This window comes from Nocardiopsis sp. iso_186 (assembly GCF_056173365.1).
The window spans coordinates 2,919,824-2,945,702 of sequence record NZ_CM149670.1 but is presented as its reverse complement, the minus strand read 5'-3'; the positions used below and the strand labels follow the sequence as shown (position 1 = coordinate 2,945,702).

At 69.8% G+C, this 25,879-nt stretch carries 24 protein-coding genes and 1 pseudogene; 11 read left to right on the top strand and 14 right to left on the bottom strand.

The window, feature by feature from the left end:
• Positions 1 to 20 precede the first annotated feature (20 nt).
• From AC0VYP_RS13040 to AC0VYP_RS13025, 4 genes are all read left to right on the top strand, one after another.
• On the top strand, positions 21 to 1,130 hold the full coding sequence (locus AC0VYP_RS13040; protein WP_285759957.1) for an epoxide hydrolase family protein: 1,110 nt from the start codon (positions 21 to 23) through the stop codon (positions 1,128 to 1,130).
• A gap of 55 nt (positions 1,131 to 1,185) precedes the next feature.
• Entirely contained in the window at positions 1,186 to 2,076 is an 891-nt protein-coding gene (locus AC0VYP_RS13035) for a fumarylacetoacetate hydrolase family protein (RefSeq protein ID WP_285759956.1), read from the top strand.
• A 57-nt stretch (positions 2,077 to 2,133) separates the two neighbouring features.
• A complete protein-coding gene (locus AC0VYP_RS13030) occupies positions 2,134 to 3,039 on the top strand; it encodes an SCO6745 family protein (RefSeq protein WP_475469858.1) in 906 nt (301 codons plus the stop codon).
• A gap of 269 nt (positions 3,040 to 3,308) precedes the next feature.
• On the top strand, positions 3,309 to 3,485 hold the full coding sequence (locus tag AC0VYP_RS13025) for a hypothetical protein (RefSeq protein WP_475469856.1): 177 nt from the start codon (positions 3,309 to 3,311) through the stop codon (positions 3,483 to 3,485).
• Between the two features lie 495 nt (positions 3,486 to 3,980).
• Here the strand turns inward: AC0VYP_RS13025 and AC0VYP_RS13020 are convergent, their stop codons facing one another.
• The 4 genes from AC0VYP_RS13020 to AC0VYP_RS13005 form a co-directional block, all read right to left on the bottom strand.
• Complete coding sequence (locus tag AC0VYP_RS13020; protein ID WP_285759953.1) at positions 3,981 to 5,000, bottom strand: hemolysin family protein; 1,020 nt, start codon at positions 4,998 to 5,000, stop codon at positions 3,981 to 3,983.
• Positions 4,997 to 6,382, bottom strand: coding sequence for a hemolysin family protein (locus AC0VYP_RS13015; RefSeq protein ID WP_475469854.1), 1,386 nt, complete (start codon positions 6,380 to 6,382; stop codon positions 4,997 to 4,999). The genes AC0VYP_RS13020 and AC0VYP_RS13015 overlap by 4 nt, the downstream gene beginning before the upstream one ends.
• 283 nt (positions 6,383 to 6,665) lie before the next feature.
• On the bottom strand, positions 6,666 to 7,226 hold the full coding sequence (locus tag AC0VYP_RS13010; protein WP_285759951.1) for a TrmH family RNA methyltransferase: 561 nt from the start codon (positions 7,224 to 7,226) through the stop codon (positions 6,666 to 6,668).
• Between the two features lie 60 nt (positions 7,227 to 7,286).
• The gene (locus AC0VYP_RS13005; RefSeq protein ID WP_285759950.1) at positions 7,287 to 7,925 is read right to left on the bottom strand and encodes a class I SAM-dependent methyltransferase; all 639 of its coding nucleotides are present in this window, start codon (positions 7,923 to 7,925) and stop codon (positions 7,287 to 7,289) included.
• A gap of 116 nt (positions 7,926 to 8,041) precedes the next feature.
• Between AC0VYP_RS13005 and AC0VYP_RS13000 the strand changes: the two genes are divergently transcribed.
• Positions 8,042 to 8,794, top strand: coding sequence for an SDR family oxidoreductase (locus tag AC0VYP_RS13000; RefSeq protein ID WP_475469852.1), 753 nt, complete (start codon positions 8,042 to 8,044; stop codon positions 8,792 to 8,794).
• 229 nt (positions 8,795 to 9,023) lie between these two features.
• The gene (locus AC0VYP_RS12995; protein WP_475469851.1) at positions 9,024 to 10,244 is read left to right on the top strand and encodes an APC family permease; all 1,221 of its coding nucleotides are present in this window, start codon (positions 9,024 to 9,026) and stop codon (positions 10,242 to 10,244) included.
• 624 nt (positions 10,245 to 10,868) lie between these two features.
• On the opposite strand, the gene AC0VYP_RS12990 is transcribed toward AC0VYP_RS12995, so the two are convergent.
• From AC0VYP_RS12990 to AC0VYP_RS12970, 5 genes are all read right to left on the bottom strand, one after another.
• Positions 10,869 to 11,693 carry an NUDIX hydrolase gene (locus tag AC0VYP_RS12990; RefSeq protein ID WP_285759946.1) on the bottom strand — a complete coding sequence of 275 codons (825 nt, stop codon included), beginning with the start codon at positions 11,691 to 11,693 and terminating at the stop codon, positions 10,869 to 10,871.
• Positions 11,690 to 12,421, bottom strand: a complete 732-nt coding sequence (locus AC0VYP_RS12985; RefSeq protein WP_285759945.1) for an HAD family hydrolase — start codon at positions 12,419 to 12,421, stop codon at positions 11,690 to 11,692. Before AC0VYP_RS12985 ends, AC0VYP_RS12990 begins: the two co-directional genes overlap by 4 nt.
• A 93-nt stretch (positions 12,422 to 12,514) precedes the next feature.
• On the bottom strand, positions 12,515 to 13,462 hold the full coding sequence (locus AC0VYP_RS12980) for a VWA domain-containing protein (RefSeq protein WP_285759944.1): 948 nt from the start codon (positions 13,460 to 13,462) through the stop codon (positions 12,515 to 12,517).
• 27 nt (positions 13,463 to 13,489) lie between these two features.
• Positions 13,490 to 14,401, bottom strand: a complete 912-nt coding sequence (locus AC0VYP_RS12975; protein ID WP_285759943.1) for a DUF58 domain-containing protein — start codon at positions 14,399 to 14,401, stop codon at positions 13,490 to 13,492.
• Entirely contained in the window at positions 14,398 to 15,414 is a 1,017-nt protein-coding gene (locus AC0VYP_RS12970) for an AAA family ATPase (RefSeq protein ID WP_475469850.1), read from the bottom strand. Before AC0VYP_RS12970 ends, AC0VYP_RS12975 begins: the two co-directional genes overlap by 4 nt.
• Positions 15,415 to 15,591: 177 nt before the next feature.
• On the opposite strand from AC0VYP_RS12970, the gene AC0VYP_RS12965 reads away from it, so the two are divergent.
• On the top strand, positions 15,592 to 16,332 hold the full coding sequence (locus AC0VYP_RS12965; protein WP_475469848.1) for a hypothetical protein: 741 nt from the start codon (positions 15,592 to 15,594) through the stop codon (positions 16,330 to 16,332).
• Between the two features lie 58 nt (positions 16,333 to 16,390).
• Positions 16,391 to 16,675, top strand: coding sequence for a 4a-hydroxytetrahydrobiopterin dehydratase (locus AC0VYP_RS12960; RefSeq protein ID WP_475469847.1), 285 nt, complete (start codon positions 16,391 to 16,393; stop codon positions 16,673 to 16,675).
• 19 nt (positions 16,676 to 16,694) lie between these two features.
• On the opposite strand, the gene AC0VYP_RS12955 is transcribed toward AC0VYP_RS12960, so the two are convergent.
• Positions 16,695 to 18,251 carry an AMP-binding protein gene (locus AC0VYP_RS12955; RefSeq protein ID WP_475469845.1) on the bottom strand — a complete coding sequence of 519 codons (1,557 nt, stop codon included), beginning with the start codon at positions 18,249 to 18,251 and terminating at the stop codon, positions 16,695 to 16,697.
• 152 nt (positions 18,252 to 18,403) lie between these two features.
• On the opposite strand from AC0VYP_RS12955, the gene AC0VYP_RS12950 reads away from it, so the two are divergent.
• Positions 18,404 to 19,396 (top strand): acyltransferase domain-containing protein, encoded by a 993-nt coding sequence (locus AC0VYP_RS12950; RefSeq protein WP_285759938.1) that lies wholly within the window; start codon positions 18,404 to 18,406, stop codon positions 19,394 to 19,396.
• On the opposite strand, the gene AC0VYP_RS12945 is transcribed toward AC0VYP_RS12950, so the two are convergent.
• Positions 19,393 to 19,521, bottom strand: coding sequence for a hypothetical protein (locus tag AC0VYP_RS12945; protein WP_475469843.1), 129 nt, complete (start codon positions 19,519 to 19,521; stop codon positions 19,393 to 19,395). The genes AC0VYP_RS12950 and AC0VYP_RS12945 overlap by 4 nt on opposite strands.
• Between AC0VYP_RS12945 and AC0VYP_RS12940 the strand changes: the two are divergent.
• Positions 19,487 to 19,582: pseudogene (locus AC0VYP_RS12940) on the top strand (hypothetical protein); the annotation flags it as partial. The gene AC0VYP_RS12945 and the pseudogene AC0VYP_RS12940 sit on opposite strands and share 35 nt — an antisense overlap.
• 153 nt (positions 19,583 to 19,735) lie before the next feature.
• Here the strand turns inward: AC0VYP_RS12940 and AC0VYP_RS12935 are convergent.
• Both AC0VYP_RS12935 and AC0VYP_RS12930 read right to left on the bottom strand, forming a co-directional pair.
• Complete coding sequence (locus AC0VYP_RS12935; protein ID WP_475469841.1) at positions 19,736 to 20,578, bottom strand: arginase family protein; 843 nt, start codon at positions 20,576 to 20,578, stop codon at positions 19,736 to 19,738.
• Between the two features lie 1,028 nt (positions 20,579 to 21,606).
• Positions 21,607 to 23,136 carry an OFA family MFS transporter gene (locus AC0VYP_RS12930; protein WP_285759935.1) on the bottom strand — a complete coding sequence of 510 codons (1,530 nt, stop codon included), beginning with the start codon at positions 23,134 to 23,136 and terminating at the stop codon, positions 21,607 to 21,609.
• Between the two features lie 281 nt (positions 23,137 to 23,417).
• Here AC0VYP_RS12930 and AC0VYP_RS12925 point away from each other — a divergent pair, with 281 nt between their 5' ends.
• Complete coding sequence (locus AC0VYP_RS12925) at positions 23,418 to 24,737, top strand: DUF418 domain-containing protein (RefSeq protein ID WP_285759934.1); 1,320 nt, start codon at positions 23,418 to 23,420, stop codon at positions 24,735 to 24,737.
• Here AC0VYP_RS12925 and AC0VYP_RS12920 read toward each other — a convergent pair.
• Complete coding sequence (locus AC0VYP_RS12920; protein WP_285759933.1) at positions 24,734 to 25,813, bottom strand: tyrosine-type recombinase/integrase; 1,080 nt, start codon at positions 25,811 to 25,813, stop codon at positions 24,734 to 24,736. The two genes, AC0VYP_RS12925 and AC0VYP_RS12920, sit on opposite strands and share 4 nt — an antisense overlap.
• Between the last annotated feature and the right edge of the window lie 66 nt (positions 25,814 to 25,879).

Below are 25,879 nucleotides of genomic sequence, written 5' to 3'. Positions count from 1 at the left end.
GCGGCCGCACAGTGGTGACCATGACATCGGACAGCGTGACACCGTTTCGTATCGACATTCCGGACAGTGCCCTGGGGGATCTGAAGGACCGGCTCCACCGGGTGCGCCTTGCCGGCCGGGAGACAGCGCCGGACAGCAGTCAGGGGGTGCAGCGGGAGCGCCTTGAGGAGTTGCTGGAGTACTGGGCCACCGGGTACGACTGGCGCGATCTGGAGCGGCGGCTCAATGAGCTGGGCCAGTTCCGCACGACCATCGACGGTCTCGGCCTGCACTTCATGCACGTGCGCTCACCCCGACCCGGCGCCATCCCCCTGCTGCTGCTGCACGGATGGCCGGGCTCGTTCCTGGAGTTCCTCAAGACCGTCGGCCCGCTCACCGAGCACGGTTTCCACCTCGTCGTCCCCTCGATGCCCGGCTACGGCTTCTCCGACCAACCCGCCTCGACAGGCTGGGACCCGGACCGGATCGCCCGCGCGTACGGCGTGCTCATGCGGCGCCTCGGTTATGACTCCTACCTGGCCCAGGGAGGCGACTGGGGCGGTGTCGTCGCGACCCGCATGGGGGCGCAGCGCCTGAAGGGTCTGCGTGCGGTCCACGTCAACTTCCCTGAGTTCCTCGCCGCACCACCGGTCGGCGACGCCCCGACCCCTGAGGAGAAGGCCGCACTCGAACAGGGCCGCCGCTTCTTCGCCGTCCATTCCGGGTACCACGTCGTGCAGCGCACCCGGCCGCAGACCATCGGCTACGCCCTGACCGACTCCCCGGCCGGGCAGGCCGCCTGGATCTACGAGAAGTTCCTCGACTGGGCCCGGCCCGATGCCCTCACCCCCGACGAGATCCTCGACCACATCTCCCTGTACTGGTTCACCGGCACGGCTGCTTCCGCGGCCCGCCTGTACTGGGAGTACGCCCGGCAGCCGCTCGCTCTGACTGAGCTGGACCTTCCCGTCGGTGTCAGCGTCTTCCCGGACGAACTGACGCGTACCCCGCGCATCTGGGCCGAGCGCGCCTATCACGACCTGCGCTACTTCAACGACGACATCCCCGCAGGCGGCCACTTCGCCGCCCTGGAGCAGCCTGAGCTGTTCGTCGAGGAGATCGTCAAGTTCGCGCGGGCGGTGGCCGCATGAAGACGGTCGTGATCACCGGGGGAACGAACGACTACACCCGGGAGGTGCTTGCCCGATGAAGTGGGCCAGCTACCGCTCCGCCGACGGCTCCACGCGCTGCGGCGTTGTGCACGACAACGAGATCCACGCCGTGGGCATGGGCCTGTTGGAGCTGCTGCGCGCCGAGGGCGGGCTGGAGGCCGCCGCAACCAGGGAACCGACTGAGGTCGTCGAGCTGGCTACGGCCGACCTGCTGGCGCCGATACCGGTGCCCCCGGCGGTCCGGGACTTCGCCGCGTTCGAACGCCACATCAGTAACGCGGGTAAGGCAGCGGTTGGCGACGGCAGGGTCAGCCCGGTCTGGTACGAGTATCCGCTCTTCTACTTCTCCAACCCGGCGGCGATCAAGGGACCGCACGACGAGGTCCCCCTCGCCCCGGGGGCTCAGTTGTGGGACTACGAGGTCGAGGTCGCCGCGGTGATCGCCGGGGACTGCTCGAACCTTGACGCCGCCACGGCGGAGAATCACATCGCCGGCTACCTGGTCTACTGCGACTGGAGCGCACGCGATATCTCCGCGAGCGAGATGGGGTTCGTGTACGGCCCGTCCAAGAGCAAGGACACCTCGACCAGCCTCGGCCCGTTCCTCGTGACCCCCGACGAACTGGAGCCCTACCGCTCGGGCAAGGGCTATGCGTTGCGGATGGACGGGTACGTCAACGATGAGCATTACGGCGGCGGCAGCTGGGACGAGATCCACTGGTCGTTCGGCGAGATGCTGGCGCACGCGTCGCGCGGCACCTCGCTGCGAGCCGGTGACATCATCGCCAGCGGCCCCGTGGGCACCGGCTGCATCCAGGAGTTGTCCGGCCGCCGCCGCTACCTGGCACCGGGAGACACGGTCCGGATCGAAGTGCAGGAACTCGGCGCGATCTCCGTACAGATCACCGCGCCAGAGCAGTCCTGACTTACCGGATACACCAAAGACGATCTTGATCCTTCCACTTGCCGGGAGACCACCGCAATGCATCTCACCAGTACCTTCGCTCGCGCTGACATGGATCTGAATGCCGTCCGCGAGGTCAGCCTCACCATCAACGCGACTCACCTGTTCGTCTACTTCATCCCCGAGGCGCCGGAAGAGGCCGCCAAGCTGGGCGTAACCGAGTACGGGCCGGCGTACTTCGCGTTCCGGTCAGCACCGATGGGCGCGGTCCCGTGGCAGGTCACACTCGCGGCCTTCTACAACTTCAGCCCACGGTCGGTGCAGGCCATGGCAGGCGTGTGGGACACAGCGACGCCAGAGGAGTGGCAGGACGCCCGCTTCGCAGCCGTCGATCGTGCGTTGCAGCGCGTCAACGTGAGCCTCGCCGCCGATCAGATCGCTGAGGCACGATCGCTCATCGACCCGGTCGTCGCGAGCGCCGACTACGCCGGGAAGACGCTGGCCGCCGCCAACGCCTCGGTCCCCCTCCCCGCCGATCCGCTCGTCGCGCTATGGCAGCAGATCACGGTGCTGCGCGAGTGGCGCGGCGACGCGCATTTCACCGTCCTCGCCGCCAACGACCTCGGGCCGTGTGACTGCAACGTTCTGCAAACCGCGACAGGTCACTTCCCGGAAGCGATCGCGCGTGCCACCCGACTGTGGGACGACGGGGAGGTGGCTGCGGCAACGACGCGCCTCGTCGCACGCGGCTGGCTCAACGCCGACGGCACCGCTACCGATGCCGGCGTCGCGGCGCGCGAGCAGATCGAGGTCGAGACCGACGAGCACTGCGCGGCGCTGTGGACGCCGATCGGCGACGCCGATGTCCGTCGCCTCACCTCGCTCATCATGCCGATCCACGGCGCGTTCACCGCAGCCAGGACATACCCCTTCCGTGTGGAGATGGGAGACACGCAGTCCGCGGATCCGAAGGCCGCCAGGTAGGCGCCGTTCTCGTGGAGCCGGGACGAACGGACATGTAGGCCTGGTTCGTCCGAAGCTCCGGTGAGCCGCAAAGTGACCGCTGAGTAGTAGCTTCGGGGATGGCCAGGTGTTCATCGCCAGCGGCTACTTCTGGAAACACACGCACCGGTCGCCTGCGTCGGACCCTCGCCTTGCCTGGCGGACGAACACCGCGCCTTCGCCGACAAGCTGGCCGCCTCCACCGACCTGGGTGCGGCGGCCCGCTCACCGACACCTCCGTACGGGCCTGAGTGGTGCGCGACTACCGCCGCACGCTTGAGAACACGCGCACCGCCCGCGGCAGCCACCTGTCGGCGGCCACCACCAAAAACCGCCTGGCCGCCATCCCGGGCCGCTGGGCCTGGGACCTGAGCGGGGGCGGGCTGCCCGCCGACTTCGACGAGGCGACCTATCACGCGGCGTCGTGACGGCACTGATCGAGAGCGGTCCGTGGGGCCTGTCCCCGTCGAAGGGACGAGGTGCGCACCGGGCGGTCCCTCTCGCGGCGGGGGAGGGGAGGGCTCGGTCGTGGGCAGCCGTGCGCCCAGTGGGCGGACTCCGCTCCGGGGGAGTGGGGAAGCGCGTTGGGGAGCCTGCTCCGAGAAGGGCACAAGAGAATCGTGGCCGTGGATCGTAGGGATCTCTCCGGTGGTTCGCTCCGTGGGAAAACAGTATCGCTCGACTCTTAAAAATCTACACCGTAAAGGTGGCTGTGTTGTTCTACAAACAACACAGCCACTGCACAAATCGAGTGGCAAGCCACCAGATCCTCCTAGGATGCGCCCAAAAATGCGACATCGGGGGCGGATCGGACGTGTTTTTGCCGGCGATGGTCACTCGCTGTACAGGGCATTACGCAGAGTTTCCCCACAGGCGAACGGCCCGGCACCCGTGAGGGGCCGGGCCGTCGGACGGCGAGCGGATCAGACCGCTGCGGGGTGCTCGCCGGTCAGCAGCAGCCGGTCGAGCATGTCCTGCAGGGTGACCAGGCCGATCAGGTTCTCCTCTTCCTCCACCAACGCCAGGTGGGTACGGCTTTCCCGCATGATGCTCAGCGCCGCGTAGATCGGGGTCGCCGCGTCCAGGGTCAGGACCGGGCGCATCAGCTCGGCGGCGGTGGTCTCCGAGCCGCTGGTGAGCGCGTCCCGCACGTGCAGAACACCGAAGGGCTCGTCCTCACCCACCACCAGTCGCAGGTGCCCGCTCTCGCGCGCTACCCGCTTGATGGTGTCCAGGCCGGCGTCGGGCGCCACCCCCGCCAGTTCGTCCTTCGGCGTGATGATGTCGCGCAGTGGACGGGAGTTGACCTCCAGCGCGGTGGCCAGCTGTGCGCGCCGTTCGGGGTCCAAGGAACCGGCCTTGGCCGAGTGCTCCACCAGTTCGCGCAGATCGTCGGCGCTGTGTCCGCCGCTGACCTCGTCCACGGCCTCCACACCCACCCGGTGCAGGCACCAGTTGGCCATGCCGTTGAGGACCACCAGGACGGGGCGGGTGAACCACATGAACGCCCGCATCGGGATCGCCAGCATGGTCGCCGACTTCTCCGGGTGCGAGATCGCCCAGGACTTGGGCGCCATTTCGCCCACGACCAGGTGCAGGAAGGTCACCACGATGAGGGAGACCACGAAGGAGACCACATAGGAGACCGCGTCGGGCATCCATCCGTGGAAGAGCGGCTCCAGAAGGTGGTGGACGGCCGGTTTGGTGATGGCGCCCAGCGCCAGCGTGCACAGCGTGATGCCCAGCTGGGAACCGGCCAGGAGCAGCGAGAGGTCGCGGGCGCTCTTGAGCGCGGCGCGCGCCGAGGCGCTGGTCTCCGCCGCCTCCTCCAGGCGGTATCGGCGGGCGGCCACGAGAGCGAACTCGATGGCCACGAAGAACGCGCTGAGACCGATGATCGCCACGGAGATGATCATGGCCAGCCACGGGTTCATGTCGCTCACGCGGTCACCTCCTCTTCGACGGAGGAGGCCGTGGTGGCCTCGTTCAGTTCCAGCCGCACGGTCTCGGGGACGTGGCGGTCCACGTTCTCGACCGTGAGGGTGATGACGTGGTCGGGGTCGGCGTCGTGCGCTCCCGGGTGGCGGGGAAGGTTGACGGTGACGTGGTCTCCGGGGGCGGGCAGGCGCCGCAACCGGTTGATGACCAGGCCGCCGATGGTCTCGTAGTCGCCTTCGGGCAGGTCGTGCCCGAGGAGGCGCTCGACCTCGTTGACGTGGATGGCGCCGGGCAGGAGCCAGCTTCCGTCGTCGCCGACGCGGGCTTCGCCTTCGTCCTCGGGGTCGTGTTCGTCGGCGATCTCGCCGACGAGCTCTTCGGCGATGTCCTCGGTGGTGATGACACCGGCGAGGCCGCCGTACTCGTTGACGACGCAGGCGAACTCGTCGTCGGCCTCGCGGAGCTGGGCCAGGACGGTGGCCAGGGGGAGCGAGGTGGGGACCATGACGGCGCTGCGGGCGATCTCCGACACCTGGACGGTGTCGAGTTCGCGTTCGCCCAGTGCCAGGACGTCGCGCAGGCAGATGACTCCGATGATGTCGTTGACTCCGTTGCCGAGGACGGGGAAGCGGGAGTGGCCGGTGGCCATGAGTTCCACGACGCGGCTGACGGGTTCGTCGGCTTCGACGGAGGCCACCTGGGGCCTGGGGATCATGGCGTGGTCGGCGGTGCGCTCGTAGAAGTCCAGTGTCCGGTCGAGCAGTGTGGAGAGTTCGGCGGGGAGGTCGCCGCTGTCGCGGGACTCCTCGACGATGCGTTCCAGGTCACGGGGTGTTGCCGCGTGCTGGACGTCTTCGACGGGTTCGATCCGTACTGCCTTGAGGAGCAGGATCGCGGCTTGGTCGAAGAGCCAGATGAGCCAGCCGAATGCCTTGAGGTAGATGCCGGTGGACAGGGCCAGCCAGCGGGCCACGGGCTCGGGTCGGGCGATGGCGAGGTTCTTGGGAAAGAGCTCGCCGAAGACCATCTGTACGACGGTGGAGAAGAGCAGGGCCAGGGCGGTACCCAGGGCGACTCCTACGCCTTGGGGGACGCCGACTCCGCCGAGGAGCTGTCCGATTCCGGAGCCGATCATTGGTTCGGCGACGTATCCGACGAGCAGTCCGGTGACGGTGATGCCCAGTTGGGCGCCGGACAGCATGAAGGAGGTCCGGTTGGTGATGGAAAGTGCGCGGCTTGCGCCGGTGTCGCCGGCGGCGGCGCGGGCTTTGAGGCGGGATCGGTCCACCGCCATGTAGCCGAACTCTTGGGCGACGAAGTACCCGGTGGCGACGGTGATCAGGAAGACCACCAGTGCTCCGAGGAGGATGTTCAAGATGATGGTCATGACGCACGCACCGCCTCGGAGCGGTCAGGCTCGGTGCGCACGCTGCTTGGTGAAGGAGGTTCGTCTAAGTCGGAAGCACAGCGTCCGGTGTGGACGCTGCTCGTACTTCGGGACGGGTCCATTGTCCTCTCTCATGTCTCGGGTGTAGGGAAATACGCTCGTTGAGGCTGAGAAGTTCCCATGTTGGGCGTTATCCAACCCTGGTTGAGGGTTTTTGCCCAATGATGTGGGTTCGCCGGGGCTCCCGCGGGCGTTGTGCCTGGCGGGAGGGGCGGGGCGGGGTTTAGTGCATGGCCGGGTCGTCCGCTGTGGCGGGGAGGGTTTCCCATTCGCGTCGGCGGGTTTCGGCGATGGCGATTGCGGTCGCGGTGGCGACGTTGAGGGAGCCCACGCGGCCGATCTGGGGGATGTAGGCGGTTGCGTCGGCAGCGGCGAGGAGGGCTGGTGAGCAGCCGTGGTCCTCGGCGCCGACGGCGAGGCAGATGTCGCCGGTGAGCGGGGTGTCGTGCAGGGGCAGGGCGTCGCGGGCGAGTTCGATGGCGACGATGCGGTATCCGGCTGCGCGGGCTGCGGTGACGGCTTCGCCGGTGGTGGCGAGTTTTTCCCAGGTGACCTTGGCGTCGGTGCCGAGTGCGGTCTTGCCGACTTGGGGGTGGTCGGGGGTGATGGCGTTGCCGGTGAGCCAGATGGTGTCAACTCCCAGGGTTGCGCTGGTGCGCAGGATGGAGCCGAGGTTGAAGGGTTGGGTGACCGATTCGACGATGAGGCTGATTCGGCCATTGGTGCGCCTGCGCCATTGGCGGTTGAGTCGTTTGACGTCGGTGGGGCGCAGTTGCGTGCTCACCTGGTGTGCGTTCCTCGTATCTGGGGTTGGGTGGCGGTCGGTGTTGAGCTTACCGGCAGGTCAGGTGTTGTTGGTGGTGCGCAGGATTCTATATCCGGCGCGGGTGGCGATGCGGGTGGCGGGGTGGTTGTTGGTGTCGAGCCAGCGTTGGAGGGAGTCGGCGCCGAGGTTTTTGTGGACGACGAGGTGGGCGTGTGCGCCGGGTGCGAGGCGGCCGAGCCAGGTGCGGAGCAGGGTGTGGAGGATGGGTTTTCCGACGCGGATGGGGGGGTTGGACCAGATGGCGGCGAAGGGCCCGGTGAGGAGTTGGGGGGTGTCGGGTTCTTGGTCGGGGGTGGGGGTTGCGTCGGGGGTGATGTGGCGGAAGCGGGTGTTGGTGAGGGCGTGGGCGGTGGCGTTGGTGCGGGCGAGGGCGAGGGCGCGGTTGTTGACGTCGAGGCCGAGGACGGTGGCGTCGGGGGCGCGTTTGGCCATGGTGAGGGCGATTGGGCCGTAGCCGCAGCCGATGTCGAGGAGGGTGCCGTGTTGGGGGGGTGGTGGGGCGGTTTCGAGGAGGATGCGGGTGCCGAGGTCGATGCGGTCGGGGGAGAAGACGCCGCGGTCGGTGGTGAGGGTGAGGTGGAGGTCGGGGAGGACGAGGTCGATGGTGGCGGTTTTGTGGGGGGTGTCGGGGTCGGGGTTGAAGTAGTGCGAGGTCACGGTGGGTGACGCTACCAGGGTTTGGGTGGGTGGGGTGGGTTGCTCCGATTGGCAGACCGTCTGGTCGGTATTGTTTGGTTTCGGTGGTGTCGGCGTGGGTGGGCGAAGGAGCGGTCGTGGGGCGTTTTGCGGACAGGGTCGCGGTTGTGACGGGTGCGAGCCGGGGGATCGGGCTGGCTGTGGCGCGTCGGATCGTTGATGAGGGCGGTCGGGTGGTGGTGACGGCGCGGTCGGAGGGGCCGTTGGCGGAGGCGGTGTCGGGGTTGGGGGGTGCGGGGGTCGCGTTGGGGGTGGCGGGGCGGGCGCAGGACGGTGCGCATCGCGATGAGGTGGTCGGGCGGGCGTTGGCGGAGTTCGGCCGGGTGGACGTGTTGGTGAACAACACGGGAATCAATCCGGTGTTCGGTCCGGTGCTGGAGGCCGGTGGTGCGGCGATGGCCAAGATTTTTGAGGTGAACGTGACGGTTGCGGCGCAGTGGGTGGGGGCGGTGTACGGGGCGTGGATGGCCGAGCACGGGGGTGCGGTGGTGAATGTGGCGTCGCTTGCCGGGCAGCATCCGTCGCCGGGGATCGGGGTTTATGGGGTGAGCAAGGCCGCGCTGATCAATCTGACGCAGCAGTTGGCGTATGAGTTGGCGCCGGGGGTGCGGGTGAACGCGGTGGCGCCTGCGGTGGTGCGGACGCGTTTCGCGGAGGCGTTGCTGGCTGACGAGGAGGGGGTGGTGGCGGGGTATCCGTTGGGTCGGTTGGGCGAGCCCGAGGATGTGGCGGCGGCGGTGGCGTTCTTGGCGTCGGGGGATGCGGCGTGGGTGACGGGGCAGGTGCTGACGTTGGACGGGGGGCGCACGCTGGGGGCTGGTGTGGGCTGACTTGCCGGGGCGCTCGTGTTCCTGCCTTGCGCGGCGCATATTGCCGGTTGGTCGGTGGAGGGCAAGCACGGCTGTCGCGGGGGTCGGGGGTGTCTGGGGCGGCCCTCTTTTTTGGTGGTGTGGGGTGGGGTTGGTCGGTGAGTTGGGGGGTCTTCACGCGGACGTGATCCGCATCGGGCACACTCGCGCCGTGAGTACGTCTTCTCTTTTTGATGCGTTGGGTCGGCCGGTGCGGTCGCTGGGGACCGGTGGTGCCACGGTGGTGGGCCTGGCCGCGATGGTGGGTGCCGGGGTGTTCGTGGTGTGGGCTCCGGCTGCGCGTACGGCTGGGGTGTGGCTGCCGTTGGCGTTGGTGATCGCCTGGGTGGTGGCGTGCTGCAACGCTTCGTCGTCGGCGCGGTTGGCTGCGCGGCACCCGGAGCCGGGCGGGACGTATGTGTATGGCCGTGAGCGCTTGGGTGAGGCGTGGGGGTTCTTGGCCGGGTGGGCGTTTGTGGTGGGGAAGATGGCGTCGTGTGCGGTGATGGCGCTGGTGTTCGGGGTGTATGTGTGGCCGCAGGCGCCGGGGGTGGCGGGGGCGGTGCTGGTGGTGGCTGCGGCGGTGGCCGTGGTGGTCGGGGTGCGGTTGTCGGAGTGGGTGGTGCGGCTGCTGTTGGTGGTGGTGGTCGCGGTGGTGGTCGCGGTGGTGGTGGTCGCGTGGGGCAGTGGTGCGGCGCATGTGTCGAATCTGGCGTTGCAGGGGCGCTGGCACGGGTTGTCGGGGGTGTTGGCGGCGGCGGGGATGGTGTTCTTCGCGTTTGCGGGGTATGCGCGCATCACGGCGCTTGGGGCGCGGGCGCGTGATGGCCGGGTGGTGGGACGTGCGGCGGTGGTCGCTTTGGGTGCGGCGTTGGTGCTGTACGGGGCGGTGGGTGCGTCGGTGATGGCGGTGTTGGGTCCGCGTGCGGTGGGGCATTCGGTGGTGCCGTTGGCGGATGCGGTGGTCGCGGCGGGTGCTGGGCGTGTGGTGGGTGCGGTTGTTGCGGTGGGGGCGGCGTTGGCGTGTGGTGCGGCGTTGGTGTCGTTGTTGTCGGGTGTGGTGCGCACGGTGTCGGAGATGGCGGCGGACGGGAATCTGCCGCTGGTGGTGCGTCGGTTGGGGGCGGGGGCGCCTCGGTTGGCGGTTGGTGTGGTGGCGGTGGTGGTTCTTGGTGTGGTGGCGGTGGGTGACGTGTGGACCACGGTGGGGCTCTCGTCGTTTGGGGTGTTGGTGTATTACGCGGTGGCCAATGCGTCGGCGTTGCGGTTGGGACCGCAGGAGGATCGGCCGTTGTTGGCTGTTCCGGTGGTGGGTTTGGTGGGGTGTGTGGTGTTGGCGTTCTGCCTGCCGTTGGAGTCGGTGCTGTTGGGGGTGGTGGCGTTGGGGGTCGGGGCGTGCGGGTACGGGGCGCGGCGGTGGTTGTCGGGTTGAGTGCGGCGCATTCCTGTTTTCAGGTGCCGGCGCACCCGCTTTCGTTCTAGGGCCGGGGCCGGGGCGAGGGGCGGGCCGCGACGGCCGATCCGGTCTTGGGGGGCGGGGCCCGTCGGGCGCAGTCTCTGTCGGGGAGCGACGGCAGTCTCGGCCTGCTGCTGTTGTGCTGCCACCCTGTCGTGAGCGTCACTTCCCAAGCGGTGCTCACGCTGCGCGCGGTGGGTGGCCTGGGTGGTCGTCGTGGTCGCGCACGTCTACGGGACGACCGAAGCCGTCATGCAGCAGCTGGCCCGTGTGGGGCCTGTTGTCCTGGTCGATGCCGACCGGGGCGACCGTATGGCTCAGGGCCCCGGGTCCGCGGCCCTGTACGTGTGGCTGGAACGGCTGGTAACGGCTGGTTCCGACCGTGCCGGTGTCGAAGAAGTGCTCTCTGCCCGAATGCGCCGGCCGTCTGGCTTGAGCGCGCCTGCTGGGCTGGTGCGGCGTGCGGGGCAGGGGCGCGCCGGGGCGGGGTGGCCGGTGTGTGCACGGCGTGCGGGGCGGGGGCCGCGTGGGTGGCGGGCCCGGGCGAAGTGTTTTCCCGCGCGGCCGTGGGCACGCAGCGGGCAGTGGTGCGGGGCCTGGTCAGGACCGGTGCTGCTGGGTGATGGCTTGGCGTGCGGTGGTGGAGAGCGTGAGGCCGGCCAGCTCTTGGGGGGTGAACCAGGAGGCGTCAACGGTGGAGCCGGCGGTTTCGGTGACGCGGGGGGTGCAGGGGCGGGCGACGTAGGCGCTCAGGAATACCCACACCGCGTAGATCTCCCCGGTGGTGCCGTCGGGGCCGGTCTGGTTGGTGCGGTGGTGGTGGGTGATGGTGATGAGGCGTCCGGGGGTGGCGTCCTGTCCGGTTTCTTCGGTGATTTCGCGGGTGAGGGCGGTGTGGGTGTCCTCGCCGTGGTCGGTGCCGCCGCCGGGCAGGTGCCATGTCCCGGCGCCGGGGAAGCCGGGGGCGATGCGGGAGAGCAGGATGCGTCCGGCGGGGTCGGTGACGAGGCCGTAGGCGCAGAAGCGGCGCAGCGCCAGGGTGGGGCGTGGGGGTTCGTGGTCGGTGAGGGCACGGGCGGGCAGGTCGTGGTGCAGGCGGGTGAGGGCCTGGTCCAGGGGGATGGCGGGGCCGGCGGGGGTGGGGGTGGTGTAGCAGAGCCGGTCGATGTGCATGGCCAGGCGGGCGCCGGTCGCGGGGTCGGTGGTGGTGGCGAGTTCGGTGCGGGTGTCGAGGGGGGTGATCGCGGTGGTGGGGGGGAGGTCGGCGTGGGCGCGCAGGAGCGCTTGGGGGTCGTCGGCGAAGTTGACGCGTACGGAGTGGGCGGCGGTGACGGTTCCTTGGGGGGTGGTGTGCAGGAGGTGGGCGGTGACGCGGCGTGGGCGTCGTTGGTGGTCGGGGGTGCCTTCGTGTTCGTGGGGGTTCACAGCAGTCCCACTGCGGCTGCGGCGGCGTCGGCGACCAGGGGGATGAGGCCGTTGAGGTCGGTGATGGTGGGGATGTCGGTGTGGGGGTTGCGGGATTGGCGGTCGCACAGGACGGGGCGCAGGCCGGCGGTGAGTGCCCCCAGGGCGTCGGCGCGGAGCTGGTCGCCCACGTGCCAGGTCTGGTCGGGGGGTGTGTTGAGTTGGGTGCAGGCGGCGTGGAAGATCCGGGGGTCGGGTTTGCCTGCGCCGGCGGTGTCGGAGCAGACGACGGCGCTGAAGTGGTGGGCGAGGTTGAGGGCGGTGAGTTTGTCGTGTTGGAAGGCGTGGGTGCCGTTGGTGACCACGCCCAGGGTGATGCCGCGTTGGGCGAGTTGGGTGAGGGTGGTGTCGGTGTCGTCGAAGGCGCGCCAGGCGTTGCGGTGGGCGGTGAGGTAGTGCTGGTAGAGGTCGTCGCAGTGGTGGTCGCTGAGGGTGGTGTGGCCGGCGTGGGTGGCGAGTGCGCGGATGCGTTCGTGGCGTTGTTGGGTGAGGGTGAGGCGTCCGGCGAGGTAGGCGTTGAAGGAGAGGTCGGTTTGGACGTCCCAGAGTTGGCGGGCGGAGGTGAAGTCGGGGTGGCCGAGGTGGTGCATGAGGGCGCGCAGTCCGTTGCTGGAGGCGGCGTGGTCGTCGATGAGGGTGTCATCGAGATCGAAGAGGATGGCGGTCGGCGCGCCGGTGTGCTCAGGCATGGTTCCTTGGCTTCTGCGTGGTGAGTAGGGCAAACGGGACCACGGTAGCGGGCGGTGCGGGGTGGGGGTGGCCCGGCTGCGGTTGTTGGTGGTTTAGGGCAGGCGCTGGAACCAGGTGAGGGATGCGGCGGCTGTGGCGAGGGCCAGGAGCAGGGCTGCTGCGACGAAGCGGGTGACGATTTCCTCGTGGACGGTTTCGGTTCCCAGCGAGGAGCCGATGTCGTCGTAGACGTTTTGGAGTTCGGCACCGGATTCGGCTTCGTAGAAGTGGCCGCCGGTGGTGTCGGCGAGGCGTTCGAGTGCGGCTTTGTCGATGTTGGCGGGCACGTATTGGCCGTCGATCTCGATGATGGAGGCGCCGGTGCCGAAGGCGATGGTGGAGACGGGCACGTTGGCGTCGCTGGCGAGTTGGGCGGCGGTGGCGACGGGGCGTCCTGAGGTGTTTTCTCCGTCGGAGAGCAGGATGACGGCGGCGGGGGGCGGGTCGAGGGTGGCGTCCTCGTCGAAGGAGTTGATGGTTTGCAGGGATGCGAAGACGCCTTCGCCGATGGCGGTGCCGGGGGAGATGGTGAGTCCGACGACGGAGTCGGCGACGGCCTGGTGGTCGTGGGTGGGTGAGGAGATGACGCTCGCGGTCGAGGAGAACGCGACGAGGCCGACGTTGAAGCGGGCGGGCAGGGTGTCGATGAAGCCCTGGGCGGATTCCTTGGCGGCGGTGATGCGGTCGGGGGTGACGTCGGTTGCGGCCATGGAGGGGGAGACGTCGATGGCGACGATGATGGTGGCGCGTTCGCGGGGGACCTGGACGCTCATGGCGGGTTGGGCGAGGCCTGCGACGAGGGTGGCGGTGGTGAGGAGGAACAGTGCGGCGCAGACGTGGCGGCGCCAGCCGGGGGTGCGGGGGGCGATCTGGTCGAGGAGGGCGAGGTTGGTGAAGCGCAGCGCGTAGGTGGTGCGGCGGTTGTTGACGAGGACGTAGATCGTGGCCAGGGCGGCGACGGCCAGCAGTAGCCAGAGGCGCTCGGGAGACAGGAAGGTCACGGTCGGTGTCCTTGTCGGGTCGGGTGGTTATCGGCGGTGGGGGCTGGTGCGGTGCAGGGTGGCGTGGCGGGCGATGTCGAGGATCCAGTCGCGGTCGGTGCGCAGGGTGAGGTGGGTGGCGCCGGCGGTGCGGATGGCGTCGCGGATGGCGGTGCGTTGTTGGCGGGCGGCGTGGGCGTAGCGGTGTTGGAGGTCGGGGGTGAGGTGGACGTGTCGGGTGCGCCCGGTTGTGGGGTCACTCATGGTGACTAATCCTATGGCGGGGAGGTCGAGTTCTCGCGGGTCCAGGATTTCGATGGCGAGTGTCTGGTGGCGGGCGCTGAGGTGGTGCAGGGGGGTTTGCCAGGACGGTTGGGTGTGGGGCGTGGTGGGGGTGTCGAGGAAGTCGGAGATGATGACGCGCAGGCCGCGGCGGGGGCGGGTGCGGGCCAGGTCGGTGAGGGCGGTGGCCAGGGTGGTGTGTCCGGGGTCGGGGGGCAGGGGCGCGGTGAGGGCGCGGGCGTGGGCGAGGTGGGCGTTGTGGTTGGTGGCTGCGGGTGAGCGGGTGAGGTGGCCGTTGCGCAGGACGTGGGTGCCGTTGCGGTCGCCGATGTGGTGGGTGAGGTGGGCGACGGCTGCCAGGGTGCTGATGGCGACGTCGCGTTTTTGGGCGTGGGCGGTGCCGAAGTCCATGGTGGGTGAGAGGTCGAGCAGGGTCCAGGTGGCGAGTTCGCGGTCGGCGATGGGGTCGCGTACGTGGGGGTGGGTGGTGCGGGCGGTGACGGCCCAGTCCATGGTGCGTACGTCGTCTTCGCCTGGCTGGTAGAGGCGGGCGTCGCCGGGTTCGCTGCCGGGGCCGGCGCGCAGGCCCAGGTGTTGGCCGTGCAGGAGGCCGTCGAGGCGTCGGGTGACGGTGAGGCTGAGGTGGCGCAGGGCGGCGTGGGCCGGGGGGGCGGTCATCGGGCGGCGGTGGCGGGGGGCGGCGTGGTTTCGTCCCAGATGACGCGGGGTGGGGGGACGGCGGCCAGGATTTGGTCGATGACGTTGGTGGGGGTGATGTTCTGGGCGAGGGCGTCGAAGGTGAGGATGAGGCGGTGGGCGATGACGTCGTGGGCGAGGGCGGCGATGTCGTCGGGCAGGACGTAGGTGCGGCCGCGGATGAGGGCGAGGGCGCGGGCGGCCGACACGAGGCCCAGGGTGGCGCGGGGGCTGGCCCCGACCTCGATGAGGGGCGTGAGGGTGGGGATGCCGTATTCGGCTGGTTCGCGGGTGGCCATGACCAGGCGCACGATGTAGTCGGCGACGAGTTGGTTGACCTGGACGGTGTGGGCCTCGGTTTGGAGTTCGCTGAGGGTGAGGGGGTCCAGGATTTGGGTGGGGGTCGGGGGGCGGGTGCTCATGCGGCGCAGGATCTCGAATTCCTCGTGGGCGCGGGGGTGGGTGACGAGGACTTTCATGAGGAAGCGGTCGCGCTGGGCTTCGGGGAGGGGGTAGACGCCTTCGGATTCGACGGGGTTTTGGGTGGCGATGACGATGAAGGGGTCGGGGAGGGGGTGGGTGGTGCCGCCCAGGGATACCTGTTGTTCGGCCATGACTTCCAGGAGCGCGGACTGGACTTTGGCGGGGGCGCGGTTGATTTCGTCGGCGAGGACGAAGTTGGCGAAGACGGGGCCGAGTTCGATGTCGAACTGTTCGGTGGAGGGGTGGTAGACGCGGGTGCCGATGATGTCGGAGGGCACGAGGTCGGGGGTGAACTGGATGCGGTTGAAGGTGCCGCCCACGACGGTGGCCAGGGTGGACACGGCGAGGGTTTTGGCGATTCCGGGGACGCCTTCGATGAGGCAGTGGCCGCCGGCGATGAGGGCGACGAGGGTGCGTTCGACCATGCGGTCCTGTCCGACGATGACGGTGGACACCTCGTGCAGGGCGGCGCGCAGGAGGTGGGTGGCGCCGGCGTCGGAGGGGTGAGGCATGGGTGGTGGTCTCCCTGGAGCGTGCTCGGCGCGCGCCCGTTGGGCGCGGGTACGTTGTTTGGGTGCGCATCGGCGAGACTACCGGCTGGGGTGGTGGGTGGGGTGTGCTCTGTGTGCAGTGGCGGGTTTGGGGCGTGTCGGCCGGTTGGGTGAGGTGGGGTGCGGGTGGTGGGTGCGATGGCGTTGGGTGAGGCCGATCCGCGGCAGTTGGGGGCGTTTCGGCTGGTGGAGCGTCGTCGGGTGTGCGCCGAGGGTGTGGTTTATGCGGGGCGCGACGGGTCGGGGCGTGCGGTGAGTGTGGCGTTGTTGAGTGCTGGGGCCAGTGCCGATGCGGCGGCGCGGGATCGGTTCGTGGCGGCGGTGTCCAAGGGGGCGGGGGTGGAGGGGCCGGTGCCCCCGGTTCTTGGGTGGGGGGTGTCGGCGGCGGCTGCGTGGGCGGCGGTTGCCGATGAGGGTGCGGGTGCGGGGGTGTTTTTGGCGCCGGTGGCGGCCGGGGGGCCGCGCGGGGGGACGGGGCCGGGGTATGTGCCGTATTGGGCGGCCAGTGGTGGGGCGTCGGCGCCGCGGTGGGCGTGGTCGGGGCGCGGTGGCGGTGGTGTGGCGGCTCCGGGGCGTTCGTCGCGGGGTCTGGTGGCGGGTTTGGCGGTGTTGGTGGCGTTGCTCGTCGCGTTGCTGGTGGTGTTGTACTTCTTTTTGTCGGGGTTGAGGCAGGAGGCGTATTCCACGCCTGCGGAGGTGCCGTCTCCGGGGGGTGGGGCGCAGGAGTCGCCGGGCACGCCGTCGGTGTCGCCGTCGCCGCAGGAGTCGGATCAGGGCGGGGAGTCGCAGTCGCCCGCGCCGGTGCCGTCGGTGGAGTTGGGTGAGGACGAGGTGGAGCAGATGCCCGAGGCGCCGCGTTCGCCTCAGGACTACCTGTAGGCGCGGCGGGTAGCGCTAGGGGTGTTGAGGAGTCGCAGGGTGAGCAAGGGAGCCAATAATGACGGTTATGTCCTATACGCGGGCTGATGCGGTGTTGGCGCGGTTGCCGGGGTGGGCGCGCGATGGCCGGGTGATCACCCGCACGGTGGAGACGGCGTCGTTCAAGGAGGCGGTGGATCTGGTGGTGGCGGTCGCCGAGGCCGCGGAGGAAGCCAACCACCACCCCGACATCGACATCCGCTACAACCGGGTGCGGTTCGCGTTGACCAGTCATGACGCGGGCGGGTTGACCGAGCAGGACTTCTCGCTCGCCGCCAAGGTCAACGTACTGGCCGCCCGCTAGCGGTGCCGGTGGGGCCCGGCTAGGTGCTGGGGCTGCTCAACCGGTTGCGGCGCAGTTTGCCGCTGGCGGTCTTGGGGAGCTGCGCCACGAACATCACCCGCTGGGGTGTTGCGTGGGCGGCCAACGTGGTGGCCACCAGCGCCTGGAGGTCCTCGACGAGTTCCTCGCTGGGGCCGGCGTGGGGCATCAGGACGATGTTGGCGGCCACGAGCGCACCGTGGGTGGCGTCGGGGACACCGTAGACGGCGGCTTCTTCGACGTCGGGGTGGCTCAGCAGCGCCGTTTCGACGTCATAGGGGCCCACCCGGTACCCGCGGGTGGTGATGACGCCGTCGTCGCGGGTGGACAGCACCACGCGTCCATGGCCGGTGGTGGTCCCGGTGTCCCCGGTGAGGTACCAGCGGTGGTCGGGGCTGAAGCGGCGCGCCGAGGCGGTGGGGTCGTGGGGGTAGCCGTCGAACCACAGGGCGGGGCTGGTGGTGTGCAGGGCGACGCGCCCGAACTCGCCGGCGGGTGCGGGTTCGTCGCTGCCGGGCTGTAGGACACGCAGGTCGAATCCGGGAAGCGCGCTCAGGGCGGGCTCGGTGCCGGTGCTGGTGGCCACCACTCCGGTCTCGGGGCGCCCGTAGTGGTCGCTGATGGGTATGCCGAAGGTGTTGAGGGCCCACTGTGTGACGTCGGCGTGGGGGGTTTCGCCGGTGCTGGCCAGGCTCCGCACCACGATCTCGGGCGGCAGGGTCTTGGTGGTGGAGCGCAACGCCCGGTAGACGGTGGGGGTGGCCACGAACACCGTCACCCCGAACACCTCCATGACGTCGAGGGTGAGTTCGGGGTCGAATCCTGCGCGCAGGTGCAGGGGGGCGTGTCCGGCCAGGAGCGGGGCGATGAGGGCGTGGTAGAGGCCATCGGCCTGGCCGGGGTCGCCGGTGCACCAGTACACGTCGTCGTCGCCGACGTCGAGGCCGTAGCGGTGGTGGGAGTGCAGCCCCACGAGTGCGCGTTGGGGCACGGAGACGGCGCGGGGCGGCCCGGCCGAGCCCGAGGTGTAGAGCAGTGCCAGGGGAGCGCCGGTGGCCGCGGCCTCGGGGTAGGGGCCGGGCAGGTGCAACTGGTCCAGGGTGTGGCGGCCGGGTGCGGCGCGTCCGGCGGTGGTGACCACGGTCGCGGCGGGGGCCGCGGGGAGCTTGGCGAGGTGGGTGTCCTCGCACACCACGATGTGGGCTTTGGCCCAGTCCAGGCGCAGCGAGATCGCCGAGGGCGCCAGCGCCGTGGTCAAGGGGACGAGGGTCGCGCCCAGGCGCCACACGGCCAGTGCGGTGACGGCGAAGTCGATCCCGCGGTCCATGAGGGTTGCCACGGGCGTGGCGGCGGTGACGCCCAGGCCGGTCAGGCCTGCGGCCAGGGCCTGGGAGCGTTCGCGCAGCTGCCCGTAGGTGAGGGTGCGGGCGCTGAGGTCGGCGTCAACCTGCACCAGGGCGGTGCGGTCGGGGTCGTGGCGGTCGCACAACAGGTGGGCGGGGGCTGCGTGGGGGTAGGCGGCCAGCCAGTCGCGGACCTGCTGTGCCGGGTCGGCCATCGCGGTGTGTCCCCTTTTCGAGTGCTGCGGCGTCACGTCGGTGTGGTGCGTTGATTAGTTTATGCCCCGGATGTGATGTGGCCCTCAAAGGGCCGGTTGCGGTCTGCGCCGGGCGCTGGCAAACGCCTGCGGGGTGCTGCCACGATGATGCGATGGATACCGCTGCTGTGGCCCGCGAGCTGGGTCTGCCCGAGGCCGCCGGGGCCTCCCTCGCCGTACTGGCCGGCTTCGATACCCCCGACCCGGCGCCGCTGCCCGTACCCGCGCACGCCGTGACGGCACTGGCCCCGCTGGCCTGTACCCCTGAGGACACCGCCGAGCTGGTGCGCTGGTGGCCCGACGAGTCGTGGCCGGCGGCGGCGCGCTGGCTGGTGGATGCCTGCTACGCGCGGGTACGCGCCGACCTGGGGTCCCTGGAGTGGGTGCAGTGGCCCGACCTGACCGGTTCGCCGGACCCGCGGGTGCGGTGCGCACCCGTGTACGCCTTCGCCGCGGCCGTGCCGGCGCTGTTGGAGTCCCACACCCGCTGGGGGGTGCCGGCGCGGGTGAGCGCGGCGACACTGGCCGATGTGGGGCGCCACGTCGCCAAGCACCGCACCATGTTCGACACGGTGGGGTTGGAGCTGCCGCTGTGGATCGCCCTGCACTACCGCGGAATGCTGGTCGAGTCGGGGCGCCTGCAGTACGAGCCGGCGCTGCTGGGGGAGGCCGAGGCCGCGGCGATGGGCCAGGAAGCGGGCGCGTTGTGCGTACGCCTGCACATCCCCCAGACGGGGCCGTTGACGCCCCGCGCCGTACAGGAGTCCCTGTCCGGCGCCGCAGACGTACTCGACCCCTACCTGCTGGGGGCGCTGGGGCGCACCACGCGGGTGGCCACGTGTTCGTCGTGGCTGCTGGACCCCCAACTCAAGGCGTACCTGCCGGCCGACTCCAACATCATCGCCTTCCAGGACCGCTTCACCCCCACCGGGCAGAGCGGCCCCGGCGACTCCGACGTGTTCCGTTTCGTGTTCACCCGCCCCCGGGTGGAGCCCGACGCCGTCACGGCCACCACCCGCCTGGAAAAAGCGGCCCTGGACGTGTTGGCGCGGGGCGGCCACTGGCAGGCCCCCACCGGGTGGCTGCACCTGCCCGCGCCCGCCTAGCCGCCGTGTTTCACACCGCGAGCGGTCGGGGCGCCTCCTTGCGGGGACGACAGTGCGGTGTCGCCCGAGTGCACGACCCGCCCGGCGTCCATGACGGTGACGGTGTCGGCCACCTCAAACGCCACGTCCAGGTTCCGCGTCGCTGTCGCCCGTTACCCGACCGATCCCGCGGTGACCGGCCTCGTTGACGAACTCCGCGACGTCAGCACCGACTTCGCCCGGTTCTTGGAGCGGGGGGACGGTTTCGAGGGCCGGGCAAGCACCGGAGTACGACCAGGTCTTTTCCGTCGGCCTTTCCTTCACCGGGAGCGGGAGGCGGGGCGTCCTGGAGCGGGGGAGTCAAGCCGTCGCACGGTTGGGGGTCACGCCGCGCAGGTCCAGTGCGCGCAGCAGGGAACGCACGGTCGCTTCGTCGTGCTCGATCACCGGCGCGTACTCGCTGATGCCCACGCCCACCACCTCGTGGTGGGCGTGGATGGCCGCCAGCGCCGCGGCCACCGACTCCACCGGGGGGCCTCCGGGGGTCGGGCACGCCACGGCCGGCAGTTGCGCGGGGTCGCACACGTCCATGTCCAGGTGCACGTAGGCGGGGCTGCCCTGAGCACGTCCGCCGACCACCCGGTAGGGGTCGGCTCTCACCTCGGCCACCCCCATCACCGGCATTCCCGACGCCTTGATCAGCGCCTGCTCGGGTGGGTCCACGGACCGCGCACCCACCAGGGTCACCTGGGTCGGTGCCACCCGCGCCCCGCCCAGCAGACGGGGGTGCCCCTGCCCGAGCAGCAGGCGCAACACCATCCCGTGGGCGTGATGACTGGGGGAGACGTCGGCGGTGTTGAGGTCGGGGTGGGCGTTGACCCAGTACACGACCATGGACGGGTAGCGGGCGGCGAGGTGGCGCATGGCCGCGAGATCGCTGGTGCAGTCCCCGCCCAGGGTGAGGACCCGCCGTGCGTCCCTTCCGGCCAGGCGTACGCCCAGTTGGTGCACGGTGTCGGCGAGTACGTCGAGGTTGGCCACGCCCTCCACGACACCGCGGCGTCCGTCGGGAACCGATACGTGCAAGCGATTGCCGCCGGAGGGCACCATTCGGGCCAGTGCCGCCGAGCCGGCGGCGACGCGCACGTCGTCGCCGCCCTGCCACAGCGGTACCACAAGGTCGATGTCACGCTGCCAAACCATGGCGCCAACCCTAGGGGCGCCCCTGCCACTGGCGCAGCAAACTTCGCAAATCGCCGCGGCCGACAGCGGTCAGTCGGCGCTCGCCGGTGCGGTGCGGGGGAGTCGCGGCGGGAGCCATGGTCAAGGCAGGGTAAACGCCGCTCGGCGGGGGTTTTGACCTGCCCTTGACAAACGGGAGGCGGATGCGGGGGACGAAAGGGAACCAATGCCGCCGAAAGGTCTGGGCGGCGTGTCCGGCGGCGTTGACCCGGCCGTGCCGGATCGGATGCGGGGAAACGGGGAAACACCGCCGCGCACACGCCGCCGACGGCCCGCGTCCAGCGGTGCCGGAGCATATCGCCGGGCCCGGTACGGGCGGGGCGCCGACCGGTCGATCGCCTCGCTGATGGGTCGATTGGCCCCTTCTCGTGGCCTTCCGGAAAACGCCGATAATGGACATTATGTCAAGTTGGCGTTTTTGGGGCCTCTCCCGGAAGGGGTGTCCGTGTGCTGTGTGGCCTCGTGCGCGCGGTGGGCCGATGCGTATCGGCCCGGCCCGTGGCCCGCCGGCCTTGCCGCCGGTGCGGCGCACCGGCGGGGCGTTGACGGGCGGCCTGGTCGCAGATCTGCCGATGATGTGTCAGGGAGCCGCGCGGGCCGAGTCGTCCGGTGCTGGGTTCGCGCGGTGCGGGCGGGCGATGCGGCAACGCCCCGGTGCTACGCGGCGTGCACGGCGGCCGGTGGCGATGGTCGGCGGTTTTGGGCCGGTGGTCCCGTGGGCCGTGGACGATCCCCCGATCCGCGGTTGCCTCCGTCTCCCGATATTTGCTGCATAAAGTGCATTATGCATTATTCGCCACAAAATACGTCAAAGCATCTCTAAAGGCGTGAAGGGTGGTCGATAGGTATCAACCACCCTCCGTCGTCGGTCGTCCGCCCCGGCGGTGTCCAGGAGGCCGTCGGGGCGCGCTCCCCGCCGCAGCAGCGGCTCGTCCCGTGCGGGCGAGAGAAACGCGGGCGCGTGCCCCCTACTCCCCCGCAATACGGGGCTAGCCGGTGAACAGCTGCGCTGCCGTCACGATGATCCGAAAGACCCCGTAACCCAGCAGCACCGACACCACCGTCCAGGACAGCACCAGCCACAGCGTGCGTCCCTGGGGGTCGGCCGTGCTCTTCCCCTCCCCTGCTTCCGGGGCGCCGCCCGGCGCGGCCGAGGGCCTGCCCGCCTCATGGAAACGCTCGGCAACCGGCCTGACCAGCAGGTTTGCCACGAATCCCAGGATCAGGAAGCCGACCATCGTCAGCAGCGGGGCGTAGTAGGCGTCCTGGGTGAGTGTGCCCGGCTCCCCCTGGGAGTCCAGGAAGGAGTTGATGATGAGCGGGCCGGCGATGCCGGCGGCCGACCACGCGGTCAGCAGCCGGCCGTGGATGGCGCCCACCTGGTAGGTGCCGAACAGGTCGCGCAGGTAGGCGGGGATGGTGGCGAAGCCCCCACCGTAGAAGGACAGGATGACGCAGGCCAGGAGGACGAAGAGCGCCACCGAGGTGCCGCCGAGCGTGGCCAGCAGGGTGTAGAGCAGCGCCCCCACGCCCAGGTAGATCATGTAGACGTTCTTGCGGCCGATGATGTCGGAGGTCGAGGACCACACGAACCGGCCCAGCATGTTGAACAGCGACAGCATGCCCACGAAGCCGCCCGCGGCGGCCACGGTCACGGCCGTGCCGTTGTCGCGGAAGAAGTCCTGGATCATGGGGCTGGCCTGCTCCAGGATGCCGATGCCGGCGGTGACGTTGGTGAACAGCACGATCCACAGCAGCCAGAACTGCGGGGTGCGCACGGCGTTGCGTGCCGAGACCTGGGCGGTGGTGACCAGCGCCGACTTGGTGGACTGGCTGGGGGTGAAGCCCTTGGGCCGCCACCCCTCCTGCGGGACCCGGATCAGGACGACACCAAGCATCATCAGGGCCAGGTAGCCCAGGCCCAGTGTCACGAAGAGGCCGACCAGCGCGCTTCCCGATGCCGTTGCCGCCTCGGCGGAGCCGTAGGCGGGGTCGTAGAAGCCCAGGAGCTGGTTGGACAACGGGGTCGCGATGAGCGCGCCGCCGCCGAACCCCATGATGGCCAGACCCGTGGCCAGGCCTGGACGGTCGGGGAACCACTTGATGAGGGTGGAGACCGGGGAGATGTAACCGATGCCCAGGCCGATGCCGCCGATGAAGCCGTATCCCAGGTAGACGAGCCACAACTGGGAGGTGGCGATGCCCAGGGCACCGACCATGAAGCCGCTGCTCCAGCACAGGGCGGAGACGAGCATGGCCTTGCGGGGGCCGTTGCGCTCGACCCAGGTGCCGCCGACCGCCGCGGAGAGCCCGAGCATGACGATGGCGATCGAGAAGATGACGCCGATCTGGGTCTGGCCGGTGTCGAAGTGTTCTACCAGGGAGCTCTTGTAGACGCTGGTGGCGTAGGCCTGCCCGATGGACAGGTGCACCGCCAGGGCCGCGGGAGGGATGAGCCACCGGTTGTAGTTGGCGGGGGCCACCGACCGTTGTCGGTCGAGGACGCTGAGGAGGGACACGGAATCCTTCTTTTCTTCACTGTCGCACCGTGGGGGTGTGCGGGGAACTCTCCCGCACGGCTGGTTGAAATTGGTATCAAGTGTGACCGTTGGTGATCAAGTGACCGATAGTGCCTGATCACGTGTGCGCGCTGGTGGCCGGGGGTGGGTTGGGGCGCGGGGACGCCTGGCGCGCAGGAGATGTCGGGGCGAGGGCAAGCGGTCGGGGCGGATCGTCCACAAGTGGTCACAACTGGGTTAAAGACCGGTGATCACGGGCGGGGAGGGGGATCCTCATAGGCGTGTCCAACAGTTTTCGCCAGTCCAACGACCGCGCCTCTGCTCCTCCCGGGCTGGAGCCGCCGGACGTGGTGTCCCCCGAAGCCCGGGTTCCCTCCTCGGGGGCGGGCTCCCCCGCTCCCCCGGCCGAGCGTCGCTCCCGCTTGGTGGGGGTGGACGTGGCCCGTGGTCTGGCGGTGCTGGGGATGTTCGTGGTGCATGTGGGGGTGGGCTGGACGCTGGCGGACGGCTCCAACGCGCTGTACCCGGTTGCGGCGGGGCACTCCTCGGTGTTGTTCGCGCTGTTGGCGGGCGTGTCGATCGCGCTGCTGTCGGGCGGCGTCCACCGCAAGGTCAACAAGGATCTGGGGGTGGCGCTGTGGCGGGTGGTGGTGCGCGGCCTGGTCATGTTGGTGCTGGGCACGGCGCTGACGATGATGGGGACCCCGGTGTCGGTGATCCTGGCCTACTACGCGGTGTTCTTCGTGCTGACCGCGATGCTGTTGACCGAACGGTGGCAGATGGTGGCGGGCACGGCCGCGCTGCTGGGCGTGGTGGGGCCGGTGGTGTCGTTCGTCGTGCGCGGCCTGATCGAGGACGAGGGTCCGCTCTTTGGGGTGGTCGAGGCGATCAACAGCTATGACCCGTTCGTGGCGCTGGCCGATGAGGGGGTGGTGGACTTCCTGTTGACCGGTTCCTATCCGGCGATCACCTGGATGCCGTTCGTGTTGGCGGGGTTGGCGATCGGACGGTTGGACCTGCGGTCGGTGAGGGTGCGGTGGTTGCTGGTCGTTTCGGGGTTCGCGGTCGCGGGTGCGGCGTACGGGGTGTCGTGGCTGGCGATGAACGTGCTGGGCGGCGCCGAGCGGTTGGCGGGCGGGTTCGACCCGTTGATGGGGGCGGCCTATGGTCCTGCCGGGTTGGAGGAGGTCCTGTACGAGGGGTTCGGTGGAACGGTGCCGACCACGGACTGGGTGTGGCTGCTGACGGGGGCGCCGCACAGTGGGACCCCCGTCGAGGTGTTCGGGTCGGGTGGGTTGGCGGTGGCGGTGCTGGGGGTGTGCCTGTTGGTGGCACAGCGGTTGGGGGTGCTGGTGTATCCGCTGATGGCGGTGGGTGCGTTGGCGTTGACGACGTATGTGGGGCACATCCTGGTGATCTGGGTGGATGAGCAGGGGCTGGTGGAGGGGACTCCGTTGTCGTTCGTCAGTGAGCAGTTGTCGTTGACGATCCTGGTGGGGTCGTTGGTGGGGGCGACCGCGTGGCGGGCGCTGGTGGGGCGGGGGCCGTTGGAGTGGCCGTTGCACGCGGTGTCGTCGTGGGTGGCGACGCGTATCCCCTAGTTCGTGGGCGGGTGCGGGCGGGGCGTCGTCGGCGCTTCGCCCGTTGTGTTGTGTGGGGTGTCGGGGGTGGGGGCGCCGGTGAGGCGGCGCAGGACGCCGTAGGTGCGGTTGGCGCGGGCGGCTTCGCGCTGGGCTTGTGCGGTGACGTCGATGTAGGACTGCGAGGAGGTGATGGAGGCGTGGCCGAGGAGGCGCATGATCTCGGTGACGGAGGCGCCGTCCTCGGCGAGGCGGGTGGCGAAGGTGTGGCGCAGGGCGTGTACGAGGGTGCCCTGGGCGACGCGGTCGTAGACGCCGGCGTGGCGGTAGCACTGGCGGACGAGGTATTGCAGGCCGCCGCGTTGGAGGGGGTTGCCGCGGTTGTCGACGAGGAGGGCGTCGGTGCTTTTGAGGGTGGTGGCGAAGCGGGTGCGGCGGGTGTCGAGGTAGGCGTCGATGAGGATTTCGAGGGGGGTTTCCACGGGGAGGGAGCGGGTTTTCCCGCCTTTGCCGATGACGCGGACGCGGCGTTCCCCGGGGCGTCCGCTGAAGGATTCGATGGTGAGGCTGAGCATTTCGGCGGAGCGCAGGCCGGTGAGCAGCGCCAGGGCGAGTACGGCGAGGTCGCGTTGGGGCCAGGGGTCGCGGGCTTTGCGGCAGCCGTCGGCGAGTGCCTGGAGGAGGCGTTCTGGTGTGTCCTCGCCCATGAGGGGTTTGGGTTGGCGGGCGGGGAGGCGGGGGCGGCTGACGGCGGGCATGGGGTTGCCGTTGACGAGGTTTTCGCTGACGAGGAAGGAGAAGAAGCCGTTCCAGGTGGACCAGGCGCGTAGGACGCTTGATGCGGCGCGGTCGGTGGCGAAGTCGGCGAAGGCCTGGCGCAGGAGGGGGCCGGTGAGGTCGCCGATGGTCAGGGCGGTGGGGTCGGTGCGGTGGATGTGGGCGGCGTGGTCCAGGACGGTGTTGAGGTCGCGGCGGTAGGCGGCGATGGTGTGGGGTGAGGGTTTGGCGGTGCGCCGGGCGATGAGGTACTCCTCGATGGCCTCGGTGGTGCGCAGGGGGGACGGGTGGTTGGTCTGGCTGTCCAGGGCGACGCTCATGGTCTTCACCTTCCCCTCTTTGGCGGGATGGTGATCATTGCGGGCGGGGTTTTCCCGGGTCGGGGA

Bases quoted from the DNA above. Each gene is read 5' to 3' on its own strand.
- AC0VYP_RS13030 (WP_475469858.1), top strand. From the start codon at position 2,134: ATGCATCTCACCAGTACCTTCGCTCGCGCTGACATGGATCTGAATGCC.
- AC0VYP_RS12960 (WP_475469847.1), top strand. From the start codon at position 16,391: ATGACGGTTATGTCCTATACGCGGGCTGATGCGGTGTTGGCGCGGTTG.
- AC0VYP_RS12975 (WP_285759943.1), bottom strand. From the start codon at position 14,401: ATGACCGCCCCCCCGGCCCACGCCGCCCTGCGCCACCTCAGCCTCACC.
- AC0VYP_RS12955 (WP_475469845.1), bottom strand. From the start codon at position 18,251: ATGGCCGACCCGGCACAGCAGGTCCGCGACTGGCTGGCCGCCTACCCC.
- AC0VYP_RS12950 (WP_285759938.1), top strand. From the start codon at position 18,404: ATGGATACCGCTGCTGTGGCCCGCGAGCTGGGTCTGCCCGAGGCCGCC.
- AC0VYP_RS13035 (WP_285759956.1), top strand. From the start codon at position 1,186: ATGAAGTGGGCCAGCTACCGCTCCGCCGACGGCTCCACGCGCTGCGGC.
- AC0VYP_RS12970 (WP_475469850.1), bottom strand. From the start codon at position 15,414: ATGCCTCACCCCTCCGACGCCGGCGCCACCCACCTCCTGCGCGCCGCC.
- AC0VYP_RS13015 (WP_475469854.1), bottom strand. From the start codon at position 6,382: ATGACCATCATCTTGAACATCCTCCTCGGAGCACTGGTGGTCTTCCTG.
- AC0VYP_RS12935 (WP_475469841.1), bottom strand. From the start codon at position 20,578: ATGGTTTGGCAGCGTGACATCGACCTTGTGGTACCGCTGTGGCAGGGC.
- AC0VYP_RS13040 (WP_285759957.1), top strand. From the start codon at position 21: ATGACATCGGACAGCGTGACACCGTTTCGTATCGACATTCCGGACAGT.
- AC0VYP_RS12920 (WP_285759933.1), bottom strand. From the start codon at position 25,813: ATGAGCGTCGCCCTGGACAGCCAGACCAACCACCCGTCCCCCCTGCGC.
- AC0VYP_RS12985 (WP_285759945.1), bottom strand. From the start codon at position 12,421: ATGCCTGAGCACACCGGCGCGCCGACCGCCATCCTCTTCGATCTCGAT.
- AC0VYP_RS12965 (WP_475469848.1), top strand. From the start codon at position 15,592: ATGGCGTTGGGTGAGGCCGATCCGCGGCAGTTGGGGGCGTTTCGGCTG.